The organism is Streptococcus sp. 1055 (genome assembly GCF_013276815.1).
Taxonomy (GTDB): Bacteria; Bacillota; Bacilli; order Lactobacillales; family Streptococcaceae; genus Streptococcus; species Streptococcus pseudopneumoniae.
Genome location: NZ_VMLT01000068.1, coordinates 1 through 25,698 on the forward strand (window position 1 = coordinate 1; position 25,698 = coordinate 25,698).

The 25,698-nt window shown below is 40.1% G+C and carries 18 protein-coding genes and 4 pseudogenes; 2 read left to right on the forward strand and 20 right to left on the reverse strand.

Translation table 11 applies throughout. The features are described 5' to 3' along the window. The 4 genes and pseudogenes from HT699_RS06595 to HT699_RS06610 all read right to left on the reverse strand — a co-directional run. Positions 1 to 759, reverse strand: a 759-nt coding sequence (locus tag HT699_RS06595) for a YSIRK-type signal peptide-containing protein (protein WP_155449089.1), incomplete at its 3' end; no start/stop codon positions are given. A gap of 82 nt (positions 760 to 841) precedes the next feature. Next, positions 842 to 979 (reverse strand): hypothetical protein, encoded by a 138-nt coding sequence (locus tag HT699_RS06600; RefSeq protein ID WP_153300005.1) that lies wholly within the window; start codon positions 977 to 979, stop codon positions 842 to 844. A gap of 461 nt (positions 980 to 1,440) precedes the next feature. After that, positions 1,441 to 1,864 (reverse strand): annotated as a pseudogene (locus HT699_RS06605) (DUF4231 domain-containing protein). A gap of 128 nt (positions 1,865 to 1,992) precedes the next feature. Further along, positions 1,993 to 2,793: pseudogene (locus HT699_RS06610) on the reverse strand (IS5 family transposase). A 255-nt stretch (positions 2,794 to 3,048) separates the two neighbouring features. On the opposite strand from HT699_RS06610, the pseudogene HT699_RS06615 reads away from it, so the two are divergent. After that, positions 3,049 to 3,249 (forward strand): annotated as a pseudogene (locus HT699_RS06615) (helix-turn-helix domain-containing protein); the annotation flags it as partial. 126 nt (positions 3,250 to 3,375) lie between these two features. On the opposite strand, the gene HT699_RS06620 reads toward HT699_RS06615, so the two are convergent. From HT699_RS06620 to HT699_RS06665, 10 genes and pseudogenes are all read right to left on the reverse strand, one after another. Next, positions 3,376 to 4,260, reverse strand: coding sequence for a PucR family transcriptional regulator (locus HT699_RS06620; RefSeq protein WP_000988346.1), 885 nt, complete (start codon positions 4,258 to 4,260; stop codon positions 3,376 to 3,378). A gap of 3 nt (positions 4,261 to 4,263) precedes the next feature. Then, positions 4,264 to 4,650 (reverse strand): Mini-ribonuclease 3, encoded by a 387-nt coding sequence (locus HT699_RS06625; protein WP_000567930.1) that lies wholly within the window; start codon positions 4,648 to 4,650, stop codon positions 4,264 to 4,266. Next, on the reverse strand, positions 4,643 to 5,986 hold the full coding sequence (gene cysS / locus HT699_RS06630) for a cysteine--tRNA ligase (RefSeq protein WP_054387984.1): 1,344 nt from the start codon (positions 5,984 to 5,986) through the stop codon (positions 4,643 to 4,645). The genes HT699_RS06625 and cysS overlap by 8 nt, the downstream gene beginning before the upstream one ends. Positions 5,987 to 6,067: 81 nt before the next feature. Further along, positions 6,068 to 6,952: a GNAT family N-acetyltransferase gene (locus HT699_RS06635; protein WP_050971888.1), complete on the reverse strand. Its 885-nt coding sequence runs from the start codon at positions 6,950 to 6,952 to the stop codon at positions 6,068 to 6,070. Positions 6,953 to 6,963: 11 nt separating this feature from the next. Next, positions 6,964 to 7,581 carry a serine O-acetyltransferase gene (gene cysE, locus HT699_RS06640; RefSeq protein ID WP_023933244.1) on the reverse strand — a complete coding sequence of 206 codons (618 nt, stop codon included), beginning with the start codon at positions 7,579 to 7,581 and terminating at the stop codon, positions 6,964 to 6,966. A 15-nt stretch (positions 7,582 to 7,596) separates the two neighbouring features. Then, complete coding sequence (gene pnp, locus HT699_RS06645) at positions 7,597 to 9,810, reverse strand: polyribonucleotide nucleotidyltransferase (protein ID WP_000166431.1); 2,214 nt, start codon at positions 9,808 to 9,810, stop codon at positions 7,597 to 7,599. Positions 9,811 to 10,889: 1,079 nt separating this feature from the next. Further along, complete coding sequence (metF, locus tag HT699_RS06650; protein ID WP_172934190.1) at positions 10,890 to 11,756, reverse strand: methylenetetrahydrofolate reductase [NAD(P)H]; 867 nt, start codon at positions 11,754 to 11,756, stop codon at positions 10,890 to 10,892. Between the two features lie 102 nt (positions 11,757 to 11,858). Beyond that, positions 11,859 to 14,108, reverse strand: a complete 2,250-nt coding sequence (gene metE, locus HT699_RS06655) for a 5-methyltetrahydropteroyltriglutamate--homocysteine S-methyltransferase (protein WP_172934191.1) — start codon at positions 14,106 to 14,108, stop codon at positions 11,859 to 11,861. 562 nt (positions 14,109 to 14,670) lie between these two features. Then, on the reverse strand, positions 14,671 to 14,964 hold the full coding sequence (locus HT699_RS06660) for a helix-turn-helix transcriptional regulator (protein WP_172934192.1): 294 nt from the start codon (positions 14,962 to 14,964) through the stop codon (positions 14,671 to 14,673). Positions 14,965 to 15,022: 58 nt separating this feature from the next. Further along, positions 15,023 to 15,508, reverse strand: a pseudogene (locus HT699_RS06665) (helix-turn-helix domain-containing protein); the annotation flags it as partial. 156 nt (positions 15,509 to 15,664) lie between these two features. Between HT699_RS06665 and HT699_RS06670 the strand changes: the two are divergent. Beyond that, a complete protein-coding gene (locus HT699_RS06670; protein WP_172934193.1) occupies positions 15,665 to 16,666 on the forward strand; it encodes an endonuclease/exonuclease/phosphatase family protein in 1,002 nt (333 codons plus the stop codon). 187 nt (positions 16,667 to 16,853) lie between these two features. Here the strand turns inward: HT699_RS06670 and pheT are convergent, their stop codons facing one another. From pheT to HT699_RS06700, 6 genes are all read right to left on the reverse strand, one after another. Further along, positions 16,854 to 19,259 (reverse strand): phenylalanine--tRNA ligase subunit beta, encoded by a 2,406-nt coding sequence (gene pheT / locus HT699_RS06675; protein ID WP_172934194.1) that lies wholly within the window; start codon positions 19,257 to 19,259, stop codon positions 16,854 to 16,856. A gap of 76 nt (positions 19,260 to 19,335) precedes the next feature. Further along, complete coding sequence (locus HT699_RS06680) at positions 19,336 to 19,845, reverse strand: N-acetyltransferase (RefSeq protein ID WP_172934195.1); 510 nt, start codon at positions 19,843 to 19,845, stop codon at positions 19,336 to 19,338. Then, positions 19,845 to 20,891, reverse strand: a complete 1,047-nt coding sequence (gene pheS / locus HT699_RS06685) for a phenylalanine--tRNA ligase subunit alpha (RefSeq protein WP_000103741.1) — start codon at positions 20,889 to 20,891, stop codon at positions 19,845 to 19,847. The genes HT699_RS06680 and pheS overlap by 1 nt, the downstream gene beginning before the upstream one ends. Positions 20,892 to 21,328: 437 nt before the next feature. After that, positions 21,329 to 22,744 carry a glycoside hydrolase family 1 protein gene (locus tag HT699_RS06690; RefSeq protein ID WP_000151847.1) on the reverse strand — a complete coding sequence of 472 codons (1,416 nt, stop codon included), beginning with the start codon at positions 22,742 to 22,744 and terminating at the stop codon, positions 21,329 to 21,331. A 12-nt stretch (positions 22,745 to 22,756) separates the two neighbouring features. After that, the gene (locus tag HT699_RS06695; protein ID WP_172934196.1) at positions 22,757 to 24,595 is read right to left on the reverse strand and encodes a beta-glucoside-specific PTS transporter subunit IIABC; all 1,839 of its coding nucleotides are present in this window, start codon (positions 24,593 to 24,595) and stop codon (positions 22,757 to 22,759) included. Positions 24,596 to 24,612: 17 nt separating this feature from the next. Beyond that, on the reverse strand, positions 24,613 to 25,452 hold the full coding sequence (locus HT699_RS06700; RefSeq protein ID WP_000584530.1) for a PRD domain-containing protein: 840 nt from the start codon (positions 25,450 to 25,452) through the stop codon (positions 24,613 to 24,615). Positions 25,453 to 25,698: the final 246 nt, after the last annotated feature.

A 25,698-nucleotide genomic window follows, 5' to 3' on the forward strand; every position in this document is an offset into this window, starting at 1 on the left:
ACCGTCTCCGTCTGTATCTACTGTTTCATTAGGTCCTACTGCAACATAGCGAGGATATCTTGAACGAGGCTGTACAATTCCAGCTACGACAGGTAATTGTGAAGCCACTACCCCATCTTGAACATCCGCTTCTATTTCCCACTTGTAAGCATTATGAGAAAAATTTTCCCATGAATTGATACCAAACAGTAACTGATTTTTTTCTTTCCACTCAGTTGGAATATAGGAACCTGAACCAACCTTTCCTATTTTTTCCCAAAATTCATTCCATTTTCCTTCGTTTCTAGGGTCAAAATCAGGATTAAAAACTAATTCTCTTGTCGCACCAGGAAATTCATGCACTCCCAAATCGTGCACTAATTTCCACGGCAATCCCCCTCCCCCTGTTTTTCCATCAGAATTATAAGTTCTAATCCTAACCGTCCGATGGTCCAAACCAGTTGGTAACCAAGCAGTAAGTCCTGGCCTAGCCCAGTATTCATAATTTTTATTGAAAAGTATTGTATATTTTACATGCTTGCCATTTTTTGATATCTCAGTCCTTACTTGTACTGATTGCTTAGCATTCTCAACTTCTTTAGGTGTATCCCCAAGATAGGTCACATTATCTACCGTTTCAAAATGAGCGGAAACGGTAGATATATCACTGCCTAAAAAGGAGAGTCCTACCAACACAGAAGCCGCGCCAAATTTAAATTTTCTGAGAGAGTAGCGAAAGGCTTTCTCTCCACCTTTTTTCTTATTTTGTATCAATTTCAACAATTATTTTTCTCCTTATGTTCTAAGTAATTCTTTCTGTGAACTCCAAGGCCAGCCAGCTTTTTTCTGACTTCAGAAAGCCTCAAGTGTAGCCGTCTGCTTCCTGGGTATCAATGATGGCAAAGACTCCTACAGGGCAAAAACCATGCTCTGGATAGTCCAAGCCTGGTAATAAGCAGAGGTACCAACGCCTGTAGATACATACCAGGTGCTCCTTCATCGCTCAAACCGCCATTATGTTGGATGACAATCCTATCGATAGCTAAACGATTGTCATCGCTATTCATGATTTCTTCGTCGACATCAGCGATAAGACCTGAAAATAAATCACCATTTATCCGTTTTGTTTTAACCTTAATCACCTCCTAGTTATCTTCCTTTAGGTGTTGAAACATTGAAATCTGCACTCTTTCCATTTCTAAAAAACCATCTACTAGCTACTCAACCACATCCGTACTGGTTAGACCATAAGCTTGTTTAACAGTCTCCGTCTAAACTGAGTTTTCTTTCAAATGCACCGAGACAAACTCAAGTTTCAAGGAAGTTCCTGTCTTTTAAGCACAAAAAACAAACCGGACCTTGAGTTGTTTTACGCTGTAAATTCCATTTTTTCATACTGCTTTCCAGTCAGGCTATTCTTTCCCTGACTATAGGTTTTCTTTTACCCCCTCGATTTTTCTTTCATTGGAGTGGAGTTTCCGCAGGCACACCCGCTTCTTTAGACTGGATGCCTTCCCACTTGATTATTTCGTCAGAGATTATCCCTTCACAGATCTTGACAAAGAATGTAGAAGGCTTGCTTTCACCTGCGTATTTATTTCTCAGTCAGACACTGGTAGAGAAACTTTTCTCGTTCTAAAAGTTGCGCTGCCTTCTGATAGGATATCCAGTGTTCCTTGCTATTATAAATACCAAGCAATCCCTCACAAAGCAACCCCATGCTTGAAAGCACAACAGAGACAAGGCGATAGTAATCGCCCGACATGGGAATGGCACAAAAAATCGCAATCAAAAAACCGGAAACAATCTCAGCAATCTCCAAGACCTTGTAGCGTCTGCGATGCTGGAAACTTTTCCCCTGAAAGCAGGTGATTTGCTTTTCCAATCACTCTGTCATATAGACTTCTTCTGGTGTCATATAGAACTCCTCTCTGTTTTGTTTACCACTATCATAATAATACATAATAGAAAGTGAATCAACTTGTAGATTGTAAAACTAGACTTCCTGCAAAACTAGAATCCTAGTTCACGGTTGATAATGCCAGCAATCGAGTTCATTCGTAAGCCGAAGCGTTTACGATGATTTCGATAGGTTGTTGAAAACATTTTAAACGTTTTTACTTTGGCAAAAATATTCTCAATCTTGCTTCTCTCCTTAGATAGCGCATGGTTATAGGCTTTATCTTCAGCTATTAGCGGCTTGAGTTTGCTGGATTTACGTGGAGTTTATGCTTGAGGATATATCTTCATGAGCCCTTGATAACCACTGTCAGCCAAGATTTTACCAGCTTGTCCGATATTTCTGCGATTCATTTTGAACAACTTCATATCATGACAATAGTTCACAGCGAGCTCCAAAGAAACAATTCTCCCTTGACTTGTGACAATCGCCTGAGCCTTCATAGCGTGGCATTTCTTTTTACCAGAATCATTCGCTAATTGTTTTTTAGGGCGATTGATTTTTACTTCCGTCGCATCAATCATTACCGTGTCCTCAGAACTGAGAGGAGTTCTTGAAATCGTAAAACCACTTTGAACAAGAGTTACTTCAACCCATTGGCTCCGACGGAGTAAGTTGCTTTCGTGGATACCAAAATCAGCCGCAATTTGTTCATAAGTTCGATATTCTCGCACATATTGAAGTCGCCATAAGAAGGTATTCTAGGCTTAGTTTAGGCTTTCTTCCACCTTTTGCGTGTTTAAGTTGATAAGCTGTTTTAATACAGCTAACATCTCTTTAAAAGTCGTGCGCTGAACACCAACAAGACGCTTGAATCGTGCATCAGTTAGTTGTTTACTTGCTTCATAATTCATAGAACTATTGTACCATATTTTGTTTCGCAGGAAAGTCTAATATATAAATAGCAACTTACGACTATTTACCCCACTGTACCTCCTATGAAGAATATACAGTCTAGTAATAATTATACTACCCCCCCCCCGAATTTTGCAAGGAAAAACATTTTATTTTTTCTGTTTTGTAATTCGAATGTGATAATGTCTTTAGTAAATCGAACGTGAAAATGTTCCATTTGATAAAATAGTCGTATGAAAAGTATCCAACTGAATATGAATGAAACGAAAAAATATCTTGTGATAAAAGCTATAGACCAAGGAAAGAAAACAAAGAATCGAGCCTGTGTCGAACTGAATCTTTCTGAAAGACAAAGCAATCGTCTGCTACTAGCCTATCAACAGAAAGGAAAAGAAGCCTTCAGACACGGAAACAGAAATCGAAAACCAAAACATGCAATCCCTGATGAAAGCAAAATAATTGCCCTCAATCTCACCATTTTTTTGGGACATCATCACTTTCGATTGACAGCATCAATACACTATAACTCTGCACATAAAAATGGAGAAGATGGCAATCCTCTTCTCCAAATATTAACTTCTTTACAAACCAACTATAGTTGACAAAGAACCTAAAATCAATTGATAACACAGGGTCAGGTCGGTCAATTCCTTCAACTGTAGCCCTGTCAATTCTTCCCATTTATCAATTTTGTATTGGAGAGAATTGCGGTGCAGATAGAGTTGCTGGGCTGTTTTTGTTAGGACAGCACTATTTTCCCAAAGGGAGAGAATGATTTCCTGAATCTGATCTTGATCCAAAATCATCTGGTGTAGACATTCCTTGATTACTCTCAAGTCCACGAGTCTTTCTCCCATACTCCAAAGATAGAGCTGAGAAAAAGTATGAACACCTTGGTGACCCTGACGCCACCAAGTCTTAAATAAATCTCTCTCTGCTTTAATCAAGTCTGATAGGGCTTGATGTCTTGCCTGAGACCAAACCTGACCCAACATGATTGACAGACGAAGTCCAAAGTCATATTCAACCGCTTCAATCGTATCAGATAAGATTGAACGTACAGAGGTGTACTTATCTTGTTGCAGCACGAAAACATAATCCTGAGCTCCGACCTGAAGCACCGTCTGACAATTCGGAAAAAGAGTCCGCATCATATCTAGCCAAGAAGCCAGATTTTCCTGCTGAAAATAGGAAAGATGGCAATACACCAACTGAATCTTTTTAAAAGTTTGCGGTGCCTGACCCTTCCCCTCAATCAGATAGGAATACCAAGGATTGAGCGAACGAGCCTGCTCCTGCTGGGTCAAAAGGGAAATCAACTGCTTTTCACGCTCACTGAGCCCAGCTTTCTCCAGCAAAATCCACTGCTGAGAAGCTAAAGGGAGAGTGAGATAGCCCTCTTTCTCTACTGGTTGGTCTGAAATCTGAGCCTCAGGAAACCAGTCTTGTAGTTCTTTTGTCATCATGTCCTAGCCCTCCACTTTTTGGATGCACCACCAAATCAAGCTCTCAAGACGTTCCAAATTTTCAGTCATATGGAGATAGCCCATCACAGCTTCAAAACCTGTGGACATGCGGTAAGTCACCACATCGGCATTTTTAGCCTTTGTGTGGCTATTGGTATTGCGGCCACGTTTGTAGATTTCTTTTTCTCTTTCCGTTAGGACTTGCTCCTCTAACATGAGGGAAATCAGGCGAGCCTGAGCTTTGGCCGACACATACTTGGTCGCCTCTTGATGGAGTTTATTGGGTTTTGTCATGCCTTTAAGAATGAGGTGACGGCGAATATACATGGAATACACCGCGTCCCCCTCAAAAGCTAACGCAATCCCATTAATGAGATTGACATCAATCACGCGTCCACCTCACTCCATCTTTGGTGTCAAGGAGCTTAATCCCTTGAGCAGCCAATTGGTCACGGATCTGGTCCGCTGTCGCAAAGTCACGATTGGCACGCGCTTCTTGGCGTTTTTGGATCAAGTCTTCAATCTCTGCATCCAAAACTTCCTCAATAAAAACAATTCCAAAGACATCTAACATAGCCGCAAGAGCTTCCTTAACACTTGAATCATAGTTACCTGAGTTAATCCATTTGGCCATTTCAAAGACGACTGTAATACCGTTGGCAGCGTTAAAATCTTCATCCATAGCTGCTACAAACTTATCTTTAAAGGTTTGTAACTCTTGAGCATCTACAGTTCCAGTAAATGGTTGCTCATAAGTGTTTTTCAGATACTTGAGATTGGTCTCAGCGTCTCGCACTGCCTTTTCCGTAAAGTTGATAGGCTTGCGGTAATGCTGAGTCGCAAAGAAGAAACGAAGCACTTGTCCATCGAGGGTTTTAAGGGCATCATGTACAGTAATAAAGTTGCCCAAGGACTTGGACATCTTGACATTGTCGATATTGACAAAGCCATTATGCATCCAATAGTTGGCAAAGATCTTGCCTGTTTTTGCTTCTGACTGGGCAATTTCATTGGTGTGATGCGGAAACTCAAGGTCGGCTCCACCACCGTGAATATCAATGGTATCACCAAAAATCTCTGTTGACATGACCGAACACTCAATATGCCAGCCCGGACGACCAGGTCCCCAAGGACTATCCCAAGAAATCTCGCCTGGTTTGGCAGATTTCCAGAGGGCAAAGTCTACAGGATTTTCCTTACGAGCCGTTTCTTCATCGGTACGACCTGAAGCACCTAGCTCCAAGTCTTCCAAGGTTTTATTGGCCAGCTTAGCATAGTTGTGAGATTTTTCCACACGGAAATAGACATCTCCTTGACTCTCGTAGGCAAAACCTTTTTCAATCAAGTCTCCCACAAAGCGGATAATGTCCGCCATAAATTCCACCACACGCGGATGGCGGGTCGCAGATTTGACGCCCAAGGCCGTCACATCCTCACGAAAGGCAGCGATGTACTTGTCCGCCACCTCCTGAGGCGTGATACCTTCTTCCTTGGCACGGTTGATAATCTTATCATCCACATCCGTAAAATTGGAAATATAGGCAACCTCATAACCACGGTACTCAAAATAGCGACGAATGGTATCAAAAGCCACTGTTGAGCGGGCATTCCCCACGTGGATATAGTTGTACACGGTTGGCCCACAAACATACATCTTGACCTTACCGTCCTCAATCGGGACAAATTCTCGCAAATCACGAGACATGGTGTCGTAAATTTTAATCATAAATCATAATCAGGAAAACCAAAATCAAAGAACACTTAGTTTCATCACTAAGAGTTCAAGTAAATTTCAGTCCGAATATCTCTACACTTCGGAATCCCTTGCTCCTTTCTCATTCAGATAAACCACCTGAGTCTGTTTGACAAAGCCAATTTTTTCATACAAACGTTTGGCACCTACATTGCTATCTTCCACTGCAATCTGAAATTCCTTGTCATTTTGCTCAATTAGTTGGTTGACGAGGGATTTTGCTAAGTAGCTTCCATAGCCTTTCCCACGTTCAGGTTCCAATATTGCTAAACCGTAGAAGTAATTCGTATCGCTCGATAAATCAACCGTGCAAGTCCCAATGACCTCACCGTTTTTTAACAAAATATACAAGCGACTTTCTGGATCCTTCAGAGCTTCAGCGACATATCTATCCACAACTTCTCTAGATTCATGTTCCTCTGAAAATGCCTGAAATTTTAACTGGCTAATTTGCTCCTGATACGAACTATCTGCTAACAAAACTTCAAGATTAGAAAGTTTTGCTAACTGATATGGTCTTCTATCCTTACCTAACCAGGTTTCTGTCTCTTCATCCTCGACCAATCCCCAATTATTGACAAAATCAGGATGACGCTCTAGAAAAATACGCTCTGTCTGAAAAGTGACTGAACAAATAGAGAAAGAAGCTGTTTCTTTCTCAAAACTCGTAAACAAAGCACGCGCAATTCCCTGACGGCGATGATCTGGATGAACCAGTATCGTCACTTCCACATCTTGATCATCTGCATAAACAGTTAAGAGACCAACAAGTTCGCCTTTTTCATAATAAAGGAAAAAGGCGGGCATGTTTGGGTCAAAATTAAGCATGTTAGAGAGATAGGGATCACGATAGGTACCGTCATAGTTTTGGCAACAGTTAATTAGTTTTTTCGCCTCAGATAACTCCTCTTGGCTTAACTTGTTTCTTGCTTGAATCATATAGGTATCCTCTACAAACCAGACGATCTATGACTGGCTTCTTTAGCCTGCTCGAGTTTATTAACATAATACTCTCGTTTTTCTTCGACTTCGTGAATGACAGGCTCATCCTTCTTACCATGAAGGCGGACAATCTTAGCCGGAATACCGACAACCGTCACATCACTAGGTACATCTGCCACGACAACTGCTGCTGCACCAACCTTGGCATTTTCACCGATTTCCACTGGTCCGATGACTTGGGCATGAGCCGATATGAGAGCTCCCTTTCGAACGGTCGGATGGCGTTTTCCAACATCCTTACCAGTTCCACCAAGAGTCACCCCGTGATAAAGAAGAACGCCTTTTTCAACGATCGCTGTTTCTCCAATCACCAAGCCTGAACCGTGGTCGATAAAGACACCTGAATCAATCTGGGCACCTGGATGAATCTCAATCTGAGTCCAAAAGCGCCAGAACTGACTGTGCATACGAGCCAGGAGTTTGAAGTCGTACTTCCAGAGAAAATGCGAGAGACGGTGGGCCGCCAAGGCCTTGACACCTGGATAAGTCAGCAAAACCTCCAAAGTGGTGCGGGCCGCTGGATCATTTTCTTTTACGATATCAATGGTTTCGCGCCACCACCCCATACATTTCTCCTTTTCTTACTCTGAATCTTTTGGTGTCTCTGTAAATTCTTTCTTAGGTTTGTGTTCCTTGTGATGACGTGGGCGGTGAGGGCGCTCAGACTTTTCACCTTTTTCATCATGCTCAGGTTTTGGCGGACGAGGTAGAAGAGCCTTCATAGAGGCATCGATACGGCCTTTTTCATCAATCTTGATAACCTTAACATCAACTTCATCCCCGATTTCTACCAAATCCTCTACACGATTGGTACGAGTCCAAGCCATCTCCGAGATATGAACAAGAGCATCTGTCTTATCAAAGAGGTTAACAAAGGCACCAAATTTCTCGATACGAACGACTTTAGCACGGTAAACTTCGTCCACCTTAGCTTCACGAACCAAACCAGCAATAATTTCTTTAGCACGATTGATGGCATCTTGGTCGCTAGAGTAGATAGATACGTTACCTTCTTCGTCGATGTCAATCTTAACGCCTGTTTCAGCGATAATCTTGTCGATGGTTTCTCCACCCTTACCGATGACAATCTTAATCTTGTCCACATCAATCTTGATCGTATCAATTTTCGGAGCAGTTGGAGCCAATTCTGGACGAACTTCTGGAATGGTTGCTTCAATGACATCAAGGATTTCAAAACGCGCTTTCTTGGCTTGAGCAAGAGCCTCCGTCAAGATTTCTGCAGTAATCCCTTGAATCTTGATATCCATTTGAAGGGCTGTAATCCCATCACGAGTACCTGCAACCTTGAAGTCCATATCTCCAAAGTGATCTTCCAAACCTTGGATATCTGTCAATACTGTGTAGTTATTTCCATCTGAGATAAGTCCCATAGCAATACCAGCTACTGGCGCCTTGATTGGCACACCACCAGCCATAAGGGCAAGAGTTCCCGCACAGATAGAAGCTTGAGATGAAGAACCGTTTGATTCCAAAACTTCTGCTACTAGACGGATAGCGTATGGGAATTCTTCCAAGCTTGGCAAGACTTGAGCAAGAGCACGCTCACCAAGAGCACCGTGACCGATTTCACGACGACCTGGCGCACCGTAACGACCTGTTTCCCCTACAGAGTATTGTGGAAAGTTATAGTGGTGCATAAAGCGTTTCTTGTACTCTGGATCCAAACCATCAATGATTTGAGTTTCTCCCATCGGAGCCAAGGTCAAGACTGAAAGAGCCTGAGTTTGTCCACGAGTGAAGAGACCGGAGCCGTGCACACGAGGAAGGAAGTCAACAACCGCATCCAAAGGACGGATTTCATCGACCTTACGACCATCAGGACGCACCTTGTCTTCTGTAATTAAACGTCGCACTTCTGCGTGTTCCATTTGTTCCAAGATTTCAGCCACATCACGCATGATACGGTCAAATTCTTCGTGGTCTGCATATTTTTCTTCATAAACAGCAGTCACTTGGTCTTTAACTGCTTGAGTAGCAGCTTCACGAGCCAATTTTTCTTCTACTTGAACCGCTTTTTGGAGGTCACTGTTGTAAGCTGAGATGATTTCTGCCTGCAATTCAGCAGCCACGTGAAGCAATTCCACTTCTGCTTTTTCTTTACCGACAGCAGCAACGATTTCTTCTTGGAAGGCAATCAATTCTTTGACAGCTTCGTGCCCTTTAAGAAGCGCTTCCAACATGATTTCTTCTGACAATTCTTTGGCACCAGACTCTACCATGTTGATAGCGTGCTTGGTTCCAGCTACTGTCAATTCAAGAAGAGATTGCTCTGCTTGTTCTTGCGTAGGGTTGATGATGATTTGACCATCTACATAGCTCACTTGTACCCCAGCGATTGGGCCGTCAAATGGAATATCTGAAATAGACAGCGCCAAGGATGAACCAAACATAGCAGCCATTGGTGCAGATGCATTTTCATCATAAGAAAGCACGGTGTTAATCACTTGTACTTCATTACGGAAACCTTCCGCAAACATAGGACGAATTGGACGGTCAATCAAACGCGCTGTCAAGGTCGCATCCGTTGAAGGACGTCCTTCACGTTTCATAAAGCCACCAGGAAACTTCCCTGCTGCATACATTTTTTCTTCGTAGTTGACTTGAAGAGGGAAGAAATCCCCAGTTGCCATTTTCTTAGACATAACGGCCGCAGTCAAGACAGTTGACTCACCGTAACGCACGACAACAGAGCCATTTGCTTGCTTAGCAACCTGACCAGTCTCTACAATTAACTCACGACCCGCAAAAGTCGTTTGAAACACTTGTTTTGTCATTTTAATCCCCTTTGGATTGATGAAATTATACGCCTTGCCTACAAAAATCAAGATACTAAGCCGTTAAGCAACTCAAAGGAAAATAGGAAATCGAACGACGGAGCGAATGCTCCTAGGTAGATTTATCTTTTTCCACAGAGTTGTAGGCGTGTTCAATTACTCAAGATACCAAGGACGTCAAGCAACTCAAAGGAAAATAGGAAATCGAACAACGGAGCGACCGCTCCTAGGCAGATTTATCTTTTTCCACAGAGTTGTAGGCGTGTTCAATTACACAAGATACTTTGGACGGTTCGGCTTGCCGAACATTTCTGTAGAAAAATAGGAAGGTGACGCCGCACTCGATGAGTGCTAGGAAGCTTATCTTTTTTCCTAAGGAATGAGGCCAAAATTCAATTCATCAAGACACAAAGCCGTTAAGCAACTCAAAGGAAAATAGGAAATCGAACGACGGAGCGACTGCTCCTAGGTAGATTTATCTTTTTCCAAAGAGTTGTAGGCGTGTTCAATTACACAAGATATTTTGGACGGTTCGGCTTGCCGAACATTTCTGTAGAAAAATAGGAAGGTGACGCCGCACTCGATGAGTGCTAGGAAGCTTATCTTTTTTCCTAAGGAATGAGGCCAAAATTCAATTAAGTATCTTTTTGATATTTCCCTGGAATAGTGCGGACGGGAGCTAAAATTATCCAGTGGATGATTTTAGAAATCCAATAAAATTTCAATGGTAATTTTTAATTACTTCGCCTTTTCATTTCTATGCTCAGGCTAAAATAGTTTCCCGAACTATTTTACTCTCAAAAATCCTGCCTTAGATAATAATATTGTTATCATCTAAGATACCACGATAGCGTGAAATATCTTTTAAATACTCACTCCGTTCGTGTTTTTTGAGACACACATTATCAGATTTTGCTTAAAAAATAATCAACTTTAAACAAACTTCTAAAACCTAAATACCCTCATCTTTGTATCAAGTACGTACAGAGTCTATTTTATCATATTTTTCTTAAAAAGTGCGGTCTTTACCATTAAAAAGGAACCATTCCCCTCACTTGAGAAGAATGGTTTTCTTTTTATTATCCTAGAGACTGGTGATTAAACAAAGCATGTGTTGCTTGATGAATGTATTTTGCTGTTTCAGCATTGTTCATGGTGTAAAGATGCACACCAGCCACATCCTGAGTTACCAAGTCCACGATTTGGTCCACTGCATAGGCAAGTCCTGCTGCTCTGAGCGACTCAGGGTCATGCTCATACTTGTCTAAGATGGCTTTAAATTTGCGTGGAAGATGGATATTCTCACAAGTCTTCAAGAGGCGGAGAGCCTGATTTCGATTCAGAATTGGCATAATTCCTGCATGAATGGGAACATCAATCCCAGCCAAGATGCACTTGTCTTGAAAATCATAGAAACGCTCATTGTCAAAGAAAAGCTGAGTTACGAGGCTCGAACAACCTGCATCCACTTTCTTCTTAAGATTTTGAATATCTGAAATCTGATTTGGTGAATCTGGATGGCCTTCTGGATAGCAAGCGCCAACAATATCAAAGTGAGGGGCTTGTTCCTTGATGAACTCAATCAAGTCCGTTGCGTAGCGAAAATCCTTTTGTGGTTCCACATCTGGAACAATATCCCCACGAAGAGCCAAGATTTTCTGCACCCCAACCTTGTCCAAGTCTGCAATGGTTTCAGCAACCTTGTCCTTAGTCAAATAGATGGCTGGCAAGTGAGCAATGGTCGGAATCGCTAAGTCATTTTGGATAAAATCAGCCAAACGAACCGTCGTTTCCTTGATATTAAATTTATTATTGCTGGCAGTTACACTGATAAAGTGAGGAGCCAACTCCTGCATATCTTGAAGAGCAGAAATAATGTTATCATTACCCACGACTGGGTTGGGAGGGAACACTTCAAATGAGAGTGACGGTGTTTGGCGTGACATAGTCAATATCCTTTTCTAGTTGATTTTTTCGTTAGCTGGATTCCTAGAATCCAAGTGAAACAGGCAGATTGACCAAACAGCGCTTCTAGAGAAATCCTTATCTTACAATTTCTCACGCGCAGCTTTAGCTGCTTCAACAAGGCGGATCAAGCTTTCTTTTGTTTCTGGAATACCACGTGTTTTCAAACCACAGTCAGGGTTGATCCAAACTTTCTTGCTTGGCACTTTAGCAAGGATGGCTTCGATTGTATTGTCGATTTCGCCTTCATTAGGCACACGAGGTGAGTGGATATCGTAAACCCCAGGGCCCACTTCTGTTTGGAAGTTTTTCGCTTTGAGTTCGTCCAAGATTTCAAGGTTTGAACGGCTAGCTTCAAAGGAAATAACATCTGCATCCATGTTGTCGATAGCTGGGATGATATCTGTAAATTCTGAGTAACACATGTGAGTGTGGATTTGTGTGTCTGGCGCTACTGTTGAGTGTACCAAGCGGAAGGCAGGAATAGCCCAGTCAAGGTAGTCTTCGTACCAGTCGCTACGGCGGAGTGGCAATTTTTCACGAAGAGCAGCCTCGTCGATTTGGATGATTTTCACACCAGCAGCTTCAAGGTCAAGTACTTCATCCTTGATAGCAAGGGCGATTTGGAGAGTTGAATCCTTGATAGAGATGTCTTCACGTGGGAATGACCAGTTGAGGATGGTAACAGGTCCAGTCAACATACCTTTAACAGGTTTGTTTGTACGACTTTGTGCATAGCTAGACCATTTAACAGTGATAGGGTTAAGACGAGTGACATCACCCCAGATGATTGGTGGTTTTACCCCACGCATACCGTATGATTGTACCCATCCATTTTTAGAGAAGAGGTATCCTGACAAGTTTTGACCGAAGTACTCAACCATGTCATTACGCTCAAATTCACCGTGAACAAGGACATCAAAGTCAATATCTTCTTGCCACTTGATCCATTCGTCAATCGTTTCAGCAAGGAAAGCGTCGTACTCTTTTTGAGACAATTCACCTTTACGGTAAGCCAAACGTTTGGCACGAACTTCTTTTGTTTGAGGGAATGAACCAATCGTTGTTGTTGGAAGAGCTGGAAGTTTGAAAGCTTCTTCTTGGATAGCTTCACGTTCTGCAAAGGCTGGCAAACGAGTGTAGTCTGTGTCTGTCAAGCCAGCGATACGCGCACGAAGTTCAGCATTTTCACCAACACGCTCAGTCGCAAAAAGTTCTTTGTTGGCTGCAAGAGCTTCTGAACCTTGACCATTGCGGATAGCATCCAAGTCACGGATTTCATCCAATTTTTCAACTGCAAAGGCAAAGTGGTTCAAGAGTGCTGGTTCAAATTCTTCATTAGCAGTTGTAAATGGCACATGAAGAAGTGAGCAAGAGCTTGTCAAAACGATGTTTTCAGCTGGGATTTGCTCAAGAACAGCCAAGCTCTTTTCGTAGTTGTTGCGCCAGATGTTTTTACCATTGACAATACCTGCATAGAGAGTCTTGTCAGCTGGGAAGCCACCTTTAACGAGTTCAAGAGTTTTCTTACCTTCAACCAAGTCAAGACCGATAGCATCTACTGGCAAGTTTACAAGGTCAGCGTAGACGTCACGAACATCACCGAAATAAGTTTGAAGCAAGACTTCAAGACCTTTTTTGTCAGCCAAGAGTTTGTTGTAAAGGTTCAAGAAGAGAGCTTTTTCTTCAGCTGTCAAGTCTTTTACAAGAGCCGCTTCATCCAATTGGATGCGAGTTGCACCAAGTTCAGCCAATTTAGCAAAAACTTCTTGGTAAGCAGCCACTAAGCTATCTACGAAGTCTTCTGCCTTCACACCTTCTTCAAAGTCTGACAATTGAAGGAAAGTGAATGGACCTACAAGAACTGGACGAGTGTTCAATCCAAGTTCTTTTGCTTCTTGGAACTCATCGAAAATCTTGTGACCTGCAAGTTTGACTTGAGTTTCTTTTTCAAACTTAGGAACGATGTAGTGGTAGTTGGTGTTGAACCATTTTTTCATTGGAAGGGCGCGAACGTCCCCTTTTTCTCCTTGATAACCACGTCCCAAAGCGAAGTAGCGCTCAAGGTCAGACAAGTCCAAGTTTTGAACTGAAGCAGGTACCACGTTGAAAAGGAAAGCTGCATCTAGGAAGTTGTCATAGTGAGAAAAGTCATTTGATGGGATTTCAGTGATGCCTTTTTCTTTGACGATGTTCCAGTGTTTAGCACGCAAGTCTTTTGCGGCTGCCAAGAGTTCTTCTTCTGTGATTTCTTTTCTAAAGTATTTTTCAGTTGTAAATTTTAATTCGCGGAATTCGCCCAAACGAGGGAAACCGATGATTGTAGTTGACATGATGTGTCCTCCAAAATTTGTTGTTGAAACTATCTTAACAGAAAAGAAATCATCTGTATAATTGTAAAAAATTAGGCTTTGATATAGTTTGAAACTATACCTCTGTTTTAAACAAAAGAAAAAGACCTGAGACAAATGCCTCAAATCCTTTGTGTAGCTTGTTTTATAGCTTTGTTTCAGTTAGACAGTTCAAACACGTTATTAGTAATTCTTATAAGTGACTATGGCTTGTTATTAGAAAAGACTATAGGTTGATTTTTCTTTTGTAATTCTGATATTTCCCTGAAAAGTGCGGACGGGAGCAACTTACTTCGTACTTTCATTACTGATTTTTGAGCACTTCGCTTTTTCATTTGTATGCTCAGGCTAAAATAGTTCCCCGAACTATTTTACTCTCAAAAATTCCGTTCTAGATAATAATAAATTATTATCTAAAATACCACTATGGCGGGAAATATCCACTAAAAGCTCACTTCGTTCACGCTTAATTAAAAAAGTTTGATTTTATAAAATTAAGATACTATAACTGTTAAATTTGTTAAAGTTTTCCAACTTCTTCCTATCAACTCTTTCTCTGTTCGAGGGGGACGACTGCTAGTGTCTTTCCTAAACTGGCTAGGACTTTTAAGACTGTGTCCAACTTAGGACTTGTCTTTCCTGTTTCCATCCTAGCTATGACAGGCTGACTCACTCCACTGAGTTCCTCTAGCTTTTTCTGACTGATTCCTTGCTTATTTCTGGCCTCAATCAACTCACTCATGATAGCCACTCGCATATCACTTTCAAGAATTTCCTCCTTGGTAAAGAGTTGAGACCTGACATCCTTCCAGTTACTCCCAATAGCACTATTCTTCATCTCTTAACCCTCTTTCTTTTACGTCTATGTATTTTTTGAAAAAATGAGCGAATTATAATTCGATAGATTGACCAGCGGGTTTAAAATTGGTGCTAGCTTGTTTCTTAAGCGCTTTTCCTTTTCTAGGGTAAAGCAGTTCCTGTTTGCTTAACCCCAATTTTACATGATGAATCCAATAGTAGATGGTAGAAATTCCCACGTTAACGCCCTTAGCCTTGACCATCATTTCAGGCGAAAATTTTTGGTTATGATAGTGGAGAATCTTTTCCTTTAGTTCCTTGGTCAATCTTGATTTCTTGACCGAGCGCTTGCGATTATTTTCATAAGACTGTTGAGCATAGTCGGCAGAATAAACCTCTTTGAAGCGCCCTTTTCCAAGACATTTTCGGACTGTCCCACGCTTGATTTCAGTATAGATAGTTTGAGGAGCTTTTCCAAGTAGAGAGGCAATTTCTCTATTTGATTTTCCCTTTTTCCATCGTTCGATTAAGCGACGACTATCGATTGTCAAATGTTTGCCTTTTGTAGTATAATTGTCTTGCATCTCCGTGACTTTTAATCATTTCAATCTTAAATTGGACTTTTTTTTACTTGGGTTGTACTTAATCTATAAGGAAGACAAGAAAAAGAGTATCAATCAAGTAAAGTCACAAAGTCACATTAGCTCCGAGCAACCATTGCAAATCGAGGTACTCATACAATGATTAAAATATTTCTCTCTGCCTTTTCTGTCATTCTCTTTGCTATCCCTATCATAGCTTATTCTTTTTTTCCATCTTCTAATCTTAATATTTGGCTATCTACCAGACCTATCTTGGCACAGATTTATGCCTTCCCCTTAGCTACTGCAACTATGTCTTCTATTTTAAGTTTCGTATTTTTTTCCCTATCTTTTTACAAGAAAAATAAACAAATACGGTTTTATTCTAGCATCTTGCTCTTACTATCGTTCATATTACTATTATTCGGAACAGATAAAACCCTTTCTTCCGTATCAAATAAGACTAAAACCTTAAAATTAGTAACTTGGAACGTCGCTAATCAAATAGAAGCACAACATATTGAGCGAATTTTTAGCCATTTTGATGCCGATATGGCTATATTCCCTGAACTAGCTACCAATATTAGAGGTGAGCAAGAAAACCAGAGAATCAAACTATTGTTTCATCAAGTTGGACTTTCTATAGCCAACTATGATATTTTTACTTCTCCACCTACTGACAGTGGAATAGCTCCTGTGACTGTGATTGTCAAGAAAAGTTATGGTTTCTATACAGAAGCTAAAACTTTCCATACAACACGGTTCGGGACAATTGTATTACATTCGAGAAAACAAAATATACCAGATATCATTGCTTTGCATACTGCTCCTCCTCTGCCAGGTTTAATGGAAATCTGGAAGCAAGACTTAACCATCATTCATAATCAATTGGCTTCAAAATATCCAAAGGCTATTATTGCAGGTGATTTTAATGCAACTATGCGTCATGGAGCACTTGCAAAAATAAGCTCTCATAGGGACGCATTAAATGTACTACCACCTTTTGAAAGAGGAACTTGGAATAGCCAAAGTCCAAAACTTTTTAATGCAACAATAGATCATATTTTATTGCCTAAAAACCACTACTATGTTAAAGATTTAGACATTGTAAGTTTTCAAAACTCTGATCATAGATGTATTTTTACAGAAATCACATTTTAATTATTTTATACTCTTCGACAATCTCTTCAAACCACATCAGCATCGCCTTACCTTAGACATATGGTTACTGACTTCGTCAGTCTTANNGCTAGCTTCCTAGTTTGCTTTTTGATTTTCATTGAGTATTATATAAAATCACCCCTCTAGTGTTCATAAACTAGAGGGGGAATTTGTATCATACTATCGTTTAACGCACTTCTGCATTGATTTTTTCTTCGAGAGACGCTTGGATTTTTTCCATATATCGTGCGACTTCTTCGTCCGTTAAGCTGTCTTCTGGATTTTGGAAGGTCAAGCTATAAGCCATGGACTTCATACCAAGTCCCAATTTCTCACCTGAGAAGACGTCAAAGAGTTTGATATCTGTCAAACGTTTCACGCCGGCAGCTTGGATAGCATCTACAACTTCTTGATGAGTCACTTCTGCCTTGAGGAGAAGGGCAACGTCACGGCTGACTGCCGGGAATTTGGTGATTTCTACAAATGGAGTCGCTGGCTGAAGCGCAGCTTCGATAGCTGAAAGGTTAAGCTCAGCTACATACGTTTCTGGAATATCATAAGCCTTAGCAGTGACTGGATGCACTTGGCCAAGGAAACCAAGAACTTGGTCACCGAGTGAAATCACGGCTGTTCGACCTGGATGAAGGCTAGCAATTTCAGATGTTGCTGTATAGGTTACTTGGAGTCCCAAACGAGCAAATAGGGCTTCAAGGATTCCCTTAGCATAGAAAAAATCAACTGGAACTGCTGCTGTTTGGAAATCTTTTTCAGCAACCAAGCCTGTCAAGGCAAAGGCAAAACTGTTGATTTCATTTGGAAGTTCTTCTTTTGGATTACCTGTTTGTTCAAAGACTTTTCCAATCTCGTAAAGGGCCAAGTTTTTATTCTTACGAGCCACGTTGTAGGCAACGGTATCAAGGATACCTGAAATCATATTTTGACGGAGGACTGAACGATCCACAGTCATTGGCCACATGAGTTCCGTAAGGTTACTTAGCTGAGCCGTAAACTCAACTGCTTTTTCAGGAGTTGTTAGAGCATAGGTGATGATTTCTGTCAAACCTGCTCCTTCAGCAATAGTACGAACTTGACGGCGGAGTTTTTGTGTGGCTGTCAATTCACCTGCTGTACCATCGTCTTTTGGTAGACTAGTTGGCAAGCGGTCATAACCATAGATACGAGCGATTTCTTCAAAGAGGTCAGCTTCGATTGTGATATCCCAACGACGACATGGGACTCTGACTGTAAAGCTGTCTGCATTTCCAGAAAGACCAAAGCCAAGACGACGGAAGACGTCTTCTACATCAGCATAAGACAGCTCAGTTCCGAGGACACGGTTAACATCAGCAAGGGTTGAAGAAACTTCTACATCTGAAGTATCAAGCTCACCCGCTGAAACGATGCCCTTACGCACCGTCGCACCTGCAAGTTCCGCAATCAGGCTAGCTGCCGCATCAAGGGCTTCATTAACTGTTGCCACATTAATTCCTTTTTCAAAGCGAGAAGATGACTCAGAACGAAGGTTCAGGCGACCACTTGTCTTACGGATAGATTTGCCATTGAAAACAGCAGCTTCAAGGACAACACGACTAGATTTTTCAGAGATTTCTGTTGCTTGACCACCCATGACACCTGCAAGGGCTACTGGCTTGTCTGCAACAGTGATGACTAGGTCATTCACGTCCAAGTCACGTTCTTCACCGTCCAAGGTCACCAACTTTTCACCAGCACGCGCTTCACGCACACGGATGTCAGTCCCTTCAAATGTGTCCAAGTCAAAAGCATGCATAGGTTGACCAAAGTAGAGCAGGATGTAGTTTGTCACGTCTACAACGTTATTGATGGGACGGATGCCTTCGTTCATGAGAAGGTTTTGCAACCATTGTGGACTTGGTGCAATCGTCACATTATCCAAGATACGAGCTGCATAGTAAGGCGCCTTGTCTGTATCAATGCCCACAGAAAGAACATCTGCTGCAGCTTGGTCAGTTTCTGAAAGAGTAAATTCTTTAAAGTTGACTGCCTTGTCATAGATAGCTGCCACTTCGTGAGCCACTCCACGCATAGAAAGGGCATCTGCACGGTTTGGTGTGATAGACAGTTCGATGATTTCATCATCCAAGTCTAGGTATGAGAAGACTTCCTCACCTGGAACGGCATTTTCTGGCAAAATTTGGATGCCATCTGCGAATTCCTTAGGCACAACTGAGTCAGAAATTCCCAATTCGCCAAGCGAACAGATCATCCCAAGTGACTCAAGACCGCGGATTTTCCCTTTTTTGATCTTGTAATTGTCAGCGATGCGAGCTCCTGGAAGTGCCACCATAACCTTGATACCAGCACGCACATTTGGGGCACCACAGATGATTTGACGGGCTTCTTCTTCGCCAACGTTAACCTGACAAACATGGAGGTGAGTTTCTGGCACATCTTCGCAAGACAAGACCTCACCGACGACAATTTTTGAGAGACCGGCAGCTGGTGATTCCACACCTTCTACCTCGATCCCTGTAGTTGACATTTTTTCAGCCAACTCTTGTGATGGCACATCAATGTCCACCAATTCTTTTAACCATTTATAAGATACAAGCATAATTTAGTTTTCCAGAATGACAGTTGTCACTCTGGTTCTTTTCCTTTCCTAACATTTCAATAGAAGAATCATCTTCTTACCTTAATTTCTTTCTCAGTAACCAATCCGTATCTACTTTTTGACCAACCATAAAATGATGTTGGCTAAATTTTTCAAAACCATATCGATTATAAAATACTTGAGCTTTTGTATTATGCTCCCAAACACCTAGCCAAGCCCAAGAAAAATTATTTTTGGTAGCAAGTTCAAGAGCGAATTCAAACAGTTGCTTACCGAATCCAAATCCTTGGAATTTTTGTAGCACATAGAGGCGTTGAATTTCAAAAGCATCCTCTAATTCTCTCTCAGTCTGAGCACTTCCCCAGTTGACTTTGAGAAAACCAGCTATCTCCTCTTCATGCATAATGAAATAGGTTTCGGATTCTGGATTTTCCAACTCAATTGACAAAACTCTCAGACTATAAGCCTCTTCAAAGTATTCCTGTAACTGCTCTTCTGTATTATCATGAGCAAATGTTTCACGAAAGGTTTGTTTGGCAATTTTAGCCAACACCCCAACATCTGCCTTTTCTACTTTTCTAATCATTATTTAAACTGTTCTGAGAAGCGGACATCTCCTTGGTAGAATCCACGGATATCATTGATTCCGTAACGGAGCATAGCTACACGCTCTTGTCCAAGACCAAAGGCAAATCCAGAGTAAACAGTCGCATCGATACCACTCATTTCAAGGACACGTGGGTGAACCATACCGGCCCCCATAATCTCGATCCAACCCGTTTTCTTACATACGTTACAGCCTTCTCCACCACACTTGAAGCAAGAAACATCCACTTCAACAGATGGCTCTGTAAATGGAAAATAAGATGGACGCAGACGGATCTGACGCTCTTCACCGAACATTTTTTGCACAATCAACTGAAGGGTTCCTTGAAGATCCGCCATAGAGATATTTTTCCCAACAACCAAGCCTTCGATTTGGTGGAACTGGTGACTGTGGGTCGCATCGTCTGTATCACGACGGAAAACGCGTCCTGGTGAGATCATTTTCAAAGGACCTTTAGAGAAATCATGGGCATCCATAGCACGCGCTTGAACTGGAGACGTGTGAGTACGGAGTAAGATTTCTTCTGTGATATAGAATGTGTCCTGCATATCACGGGCTGGGTGGTCTTTGGGAAGGTTCATACGTTCAAAGTTATAGTAGTCTTGCTCTACTTCAAAACCATCCACAACTTGGTAACCCATCCCAATAAAAATATCTTCGATTTCTTCACTGGTTTGTGTGAGGACATGACGGTGACCAGCCGCAACTGGACGACCTGGAAGTGTCACATCGATACTCTCGCTAGCCAGTTGAGCCGCGACTTTCTTTTCTTCCAAAAGCTTAGCAGTTTCTTCAAAAGCTGCTGTCAGAACATCACGCGCTTCATTGACATGTTTCCCGATAATCGGACGCATCTCAGCAGAGACATCTTTCATCCCTTTGAGGATTTCAGTGAGCGAACCCTTTTTACCAAGGACTGAGACACGCAAATCTTGCATCTCTTTTTCATTTTCAGCAGTAATCTGCTTCAAGCTAGCCAGCGTTTCTTCACGAAGCGCTTTTAATTGTTCTTCAATAGTTGACATAATTCCTCCATCAGTCGCTCGTAGATAAAAAGAAAACCACATGCCAAAAACTCCACTCGGAGCGTTGACACGCGGTACCATCCGTTTTCATCTGACAAGTCAGACCTTCATTTCTAAATCCATGCGCAAGTGAATTCACCCAGCTTTCATATAGAGAGCTTGCAGTCACGGCTCTCCTCCCTGATATACTTCCCTTGAGTTACTAGTCTTGCGGATTCCTATTTAATTACTACTTAGTTTATCAGATTTTTACCATTCTTGCAAGACCTATCTCACTTCTGCTTGTTAGCTTATTCTTATCTGTAATAAAGTTAAATTAATTGATACTCCCCTATAAAATAAAGAGGTTTAGAATTTGATATCTTCCAAACTTCTTTATTCCATATTTAATGAAATGCCAACTTAACCGTGATAATAGCTAATCATCAATAAACAAACTATTTGAATAAGGATTCTCCATTTGATTCAATCACTCCTTTATACCAAGTAAAGGACATTTTCTTATATCGATTGAATGTACCACTTCCATCATCGTTTCGATCAACATAAATGAGACCGTACCTCTTAGAAAGCTGTGCAGTGGACATAGAAACGCAGTCAATACATCCCCAAGACGTATAGCCCATAATTTCCACACCATCTTGTAGAGCTTCAGCTACTTGCAATAAATGTTCTTTCATATACTGAATTCTATAATCATCTTGGACTGTTAAGTTATTAAATTCATCTTTTATTAGTTGATCTTTAGCACCTAATCCGTTTTCTACTATAAATAATGGGATTTGATAACGGTCATAATATCTATTTAAAATTATACGTAGTCCAATTGGATCAATTTGCCATCCCCACTCAGAAGACTCTAAATAAGGATTTACTAAACCACCAATAATATTCCCTTGTCCTGAATTATACTGTGTTGGAAGAGCAGATTGAGTCACACTCATGTAATAGCTAAAGGATAAAAAATCTACGGTATAATTTTTTAATAACTCTGCATCTTCAGCTGCAAACTCTATGTTAATGTCATGTTCCTTAAAATATCTTTTTGCATAATTCGGATAATAACCTCTAACATGCACATCTGAAAATAGATAATTTAGATTCTCATACTCATGAGTCGCCCATACATCTTTTGGATTTGGAGTCATTGGATAAGCTGGCATAGCTAATACCATACATCCCACCTTAAACTCTGAATGAATCTCTCGAGCAATTTTTGTAACCAAACTCGAAGCGACTAACTCATGATGTATAGCTTGATATAATTCTTGTTTCGAAAGATTCTCCTTAGGTATATCTATTCCTCCACTAGTAAACGGTAATTCCAAAACAGAGTTTACTTCGTTAAATGTAAGCCAATATTTAACTTTATCTTTATACCTTTCTAAAACTGTTCGAGCAAATTTTTCATAAAAATGAATCATTCTCCTATCAATCCATCCATGATATTTTCTTGCTAAATATAATGGAGTCTCATAGTGTGAAAGAGTTACAAGTGGTTCTATCTCGTGAGCATGTAGTTCATCAAACAATTCATCATAATATTTCAAACCAGCTTCGTTAGGTTCTTCCTCATCTCCTTTTGGAAAAATTCTACTCCATGCAATAGAAGTGCGAAAAACATTAAAGCCCATTTCAGAAAACAAGGATATATCTTCCTTATATTTATGATAAAAATCAATACCTAATAATTTTAAGTTATCTTCTGTAGGATTTTCTGTTGCTTCTCCTAATCCACCTTTGGGTAACACATCCTGAACTGATAATCCCTTACCATCTTCATTATATGCTCCCTCTACTTGATTAGCTGCAACAGCTCCACCCCAAAGAAAATCATCTGGAAAAATGGTCATAACTTTCCTCCATTATAATATTACCAGTAATTCCTTAGAATGCTCGATTGTCTGATTATTAGGTAATACTAATACATCTAGAAAATCGTTGGTATTCGTTACAATTACTGGTGTAACTGTTTCGTAGCCTTTACTCTTGATTAAATTTAAGTCCATTTCAAAAATCAACTGATTTTTGAAAACTCTGTCTCCTTCTTCTACATGACTAATAAAGCCTTGACCTTTTAACTCAACAGTATCTAATCCAATATGAATTAGTAACTCAACACCTTCATCACTCTTCAATCCAATTGCGTGCTTAGTCGGAAAAATATTTGTAATTTCCCCATCGAATGGTGCATAAACCTTACCCTCATTTGGGATAATCGCTACTCCGTCTCCAATAAGTTTATCTGAAAATGTTTTATCCTGGACATCACTTAACGGAATGATTTCTCCTGATATAGGAGAAAATACCATTTTTTTATTTGAAACTCTAGCCTCAACTTCTAAATGGCTAGAACTCTCTTCTTCATCGATTCCAAATATATAAGCCAAGACAAAGGTAATAACAACCGAAATGACCACCACAATTAAAGCATTTACAATATTTGATGGTACATCAGAATAAATAAATTGAGGCAACGCTATCAAAGATGGGACAGCAAATAGATACGCTTTAACACTAGTAAGACCTGCAAATAATCCCGCTAATCCACCACCAATCATAGCTGCATAAAGCGGTTTTTTATATTTTAAAGTCACACCATATAATGCAGGTTCGGTAATCCCTGCAAGTAAGGCTGAGAAACCTGCTGCAAAAGCAATTTGTTTTGTATTATTATTTTTACTCTTTAATGCAACAGCCATCGAAGCAGCTCCTTGAGCTAAGTTTGACCCTAACATTGCTGGAAGAATTAATACGTCTGGAGTAGCAATAGATGCCGCCAAAAAAATAGGTGCAAAAGCCCAATGCATTCCAGTCATAACAATAAATGGCATAATAGCGCCAAGAATAGCTAATGTAAGCCATCCAGCTACACCATACATTTGCCCAACTAGATTTGATAATCCTTCACCAACAATTACTCCAATAGGTCCGACTACAACTAAGGCAATACAGCTTGATACTAATAATACTAGCGTAGGTTGCAAAAAACTCTTAGTAACAGCTGGTGTTAATTTAGCAATCATTTTTTCAATATATTTCATCAACCAAACCATAATAAGAATTGGAACGACTGACGAACCATAACTAGCTGGTGTCACAGGTACACCAAATAAACTAAGAGGATTCCCTGATTGCACCATTTGAACAAAATTTGGATGGAGAAGTACACCTGCTACAGACATAGCTAATGTAGATGTTACTTTTAATTTTTGTGATGCAGAATAAGCTAATAACAGCGGTAAGAAATAATATGGAGCATCCCCAAAAAATGTCAAAAAAGCAATAGTCTGAGAATCTGATTGCAATATACCAAGCATTGGTAAAATAATTACCAAGACTTTCAGCATACCTCCCCCTAACATTGCTGGAATGATTGGAGTCATGGAACCAGCGATATATTCAATGATTCTTTCTAACATATTCCCTTTGTGCCCTTGATCAACTGAATCTGTTTCAAAATTGCCAAGTTTAATGAATTCTTTATAATAATTGGCTACATCATTACCAAGTATAATTTGATATTGCCCATTCTTTTTCATAATACCTATTACACCTGGTATCTTCTTCACATCATCATCATTGACTAAATTTTCATCTTTTAATTCTAATCTTAAACGTGTTACACAATGGGTAACTCTATTGACATTTTTTTCGCCTCCAATTACATCGAGGATTTTTTGTACTGTATCTTTATAACTCATGGTATTCTCCTATTCTATTAATCTAAATTTTTTGTTAAACGACGAATATGAGCCATCAAATAAACTAATTCACTAGAAGTCAGCAAATAATTGTACTCAGTTTGTATAAACATTGCCACCTGTTCACCACATTCATATTCTCTAGGATATTTATTTTTCATTAATGCTAACAAGTCTTCATCATCATCGTCACAATAAGTTGTATTTTCAACCAAGCGATGGGCAAATAATTTTATATGAGTTATGAATCTATAATAATCAATAGAATCTTGGTTAAACTCAGTACAATAGAAATCTTGAATGATTTTCTCAATTCCCATAATTATTTCAGTGATTTTATACGACTCTTGAAAATTATTTTCTAAATTAGCATTAACAAAATGTAGCGCTATGAATGCAGCTTCATCAATTGGAAGTTCAATACCTAACTCTTTTTTTATTATTTGTAAAGCCCTTTTCCCAAGCTCAAATTCTTCTTTATAATATTTCGAGATTTCCCAGCGAAGGGGATTCGAAATAATAATCCCTTCTTTATAACGTTCTATGCTCGAAGAAATATGATCCGTTAAATTAATATAGATAATTTCATCAAAATTATTACCCAATGTTATTTTACCTAGGTTAATTATTTTTTCGGTAATGTACACCAACTCCAAAGGAACGTTAATAAACATCTCTGTAAAACGGGTCATATTATCTCTATTTTTGAGAAAAAAACTTTTCTCAATATCAATTGGATTTACTTTATCTCCAATTTTTCTTCCAAAAGCTATTCCCCTTCCAAAAAGAAGAATATCGATATCTTTTTTACTTTGCGCAATTACAGCATTGTGGTTTAGTATTCGTTTTATGATCATAAATTTCCCTTTTAAAATAAAAGGAACCTACTTAAAAACATCAAGAAACTTCTTCCGATGTGATTAAATAGGTTCCTGCTCACTTGTATTAGTGATAACATCCTTTTATTTCAATTTTTAATGGTGACATGAAGCTTAAATAATTAATAACTCTGTAACCATTTTCATTTTAAGATATTTCAATCTATTTGTCAAGTACTTATAGAAATTTTTTTATTTTGTGTGATTCGAATGTGATAATGGCAA

Bases quoted from the DNA above. Each gene is read 5' to 3' on its own strand.
- metE (WP_172934191.1), bottom strand. From the start codon at position 14,108: ATGTCAACTACAATCATCGGTTTCCCTCGTTTGGGCGAATTCCGCGAA.
- HT699_RS06635 (WP_050971888.1), bottom strand. From the start codon at position 6,952: ATGATTCAAGCAAGAAACAAGTTAAGCCAAGAGGAGTTATCTGAGGCG.
- cysE (WP_023933244.1), bottom strand. From the start codon at position 7,581: ATGGGGTGGTGGCGCGAAACCATTGATATCGTAAAAGAAAATGATCCA.
- pheS (WP_000103741.1), bottom strand. From the start codon at position 20,891: ATGTCAACTATTGAAGAACAATTAAAAGCGCTTCGTGAAGAAACGCTG.
- HT699_RS06695 (WP_172934196.1), bottom strand. From the start codon at position 24,595: ATGAGTTATAAAGATACAGTACAAAAAATCCTCGATGTAATTGGAGGC.
- pheT (WP_172934194.1), bottom strand. From the start codon at position 19,259: ATGCTTGTATCTTATAAATGGTTAAAAGAATTGGTGGACATTGATGTG.
- HT699_RS06620 (WP_000988346.1), bottom strand. From the start codon at position 4,260: ATGATGACAAAAGAACTACAAGACTGGTTTCCTGAGGCTCAGATTTCA.
- metF (WP_172934190.1), bottom strand. From the start codon at position 11,756: ATGTCACGCCAAACACCGTCACTCTCATTTGAAGTGTTCCCTCCCAAC.
- HT699_RS06700 (WP_000584530.1), bottom strand. From the start codon at position 25,452: ATGATCATAAAACGAATACTAAACCACAATGCTGTAATTGCGCAAAGT.
- HT699_RS06680 (WP_172934195.1), bottom strand. From the start codon at position 19,845: ATGATTAGAAAAGTAGAAAAGGCAGATGTTGGGGTGTTGGCTAAAATT.
- HT699_RS06660 (WP_172934192.1), bottom strand. From the start codon at position 14,964: ATGAAGAATAGTGCTATTGGGAGTAACTGGAAGGATGTCAGGTCTCAA.
- HT699_RS06600 (WP_153300005.1), bottom strand. From the start codon at position 979: ATGAAGGAGCACCTGGTATGTATCTACAGGCGTTGGTACCTCTGCTTA.
- cysS (WP_054387984.1), bottom strand. From the start codon at position 5,986: ATGATTAAAATTTACGACACCATGTCTCGTGATTTGCGAGAATTTGTC.
- HT699_RS06690 (WP_000151847.1), bottom strand. From the start codon at position 22,744: ATGACCATTTTTCCAGATGATTTTCTTTGGGGTGGAGCTGTTGCAGCT.
- pnp (WP_000166431.1), bottom strand. From the start codon at position 9,810: ATGACAAAACAAGTGTTTCAAACGACTTTTGCGGGTCGTGAGTTAATT.
- HT699_RS06670 (WP_172934193.1), top strand. From the start codon at position 15,665: ATGATTAAAATATTTCTCTCTGCCTTTTCTGTCATTCTCTTTGCTATC.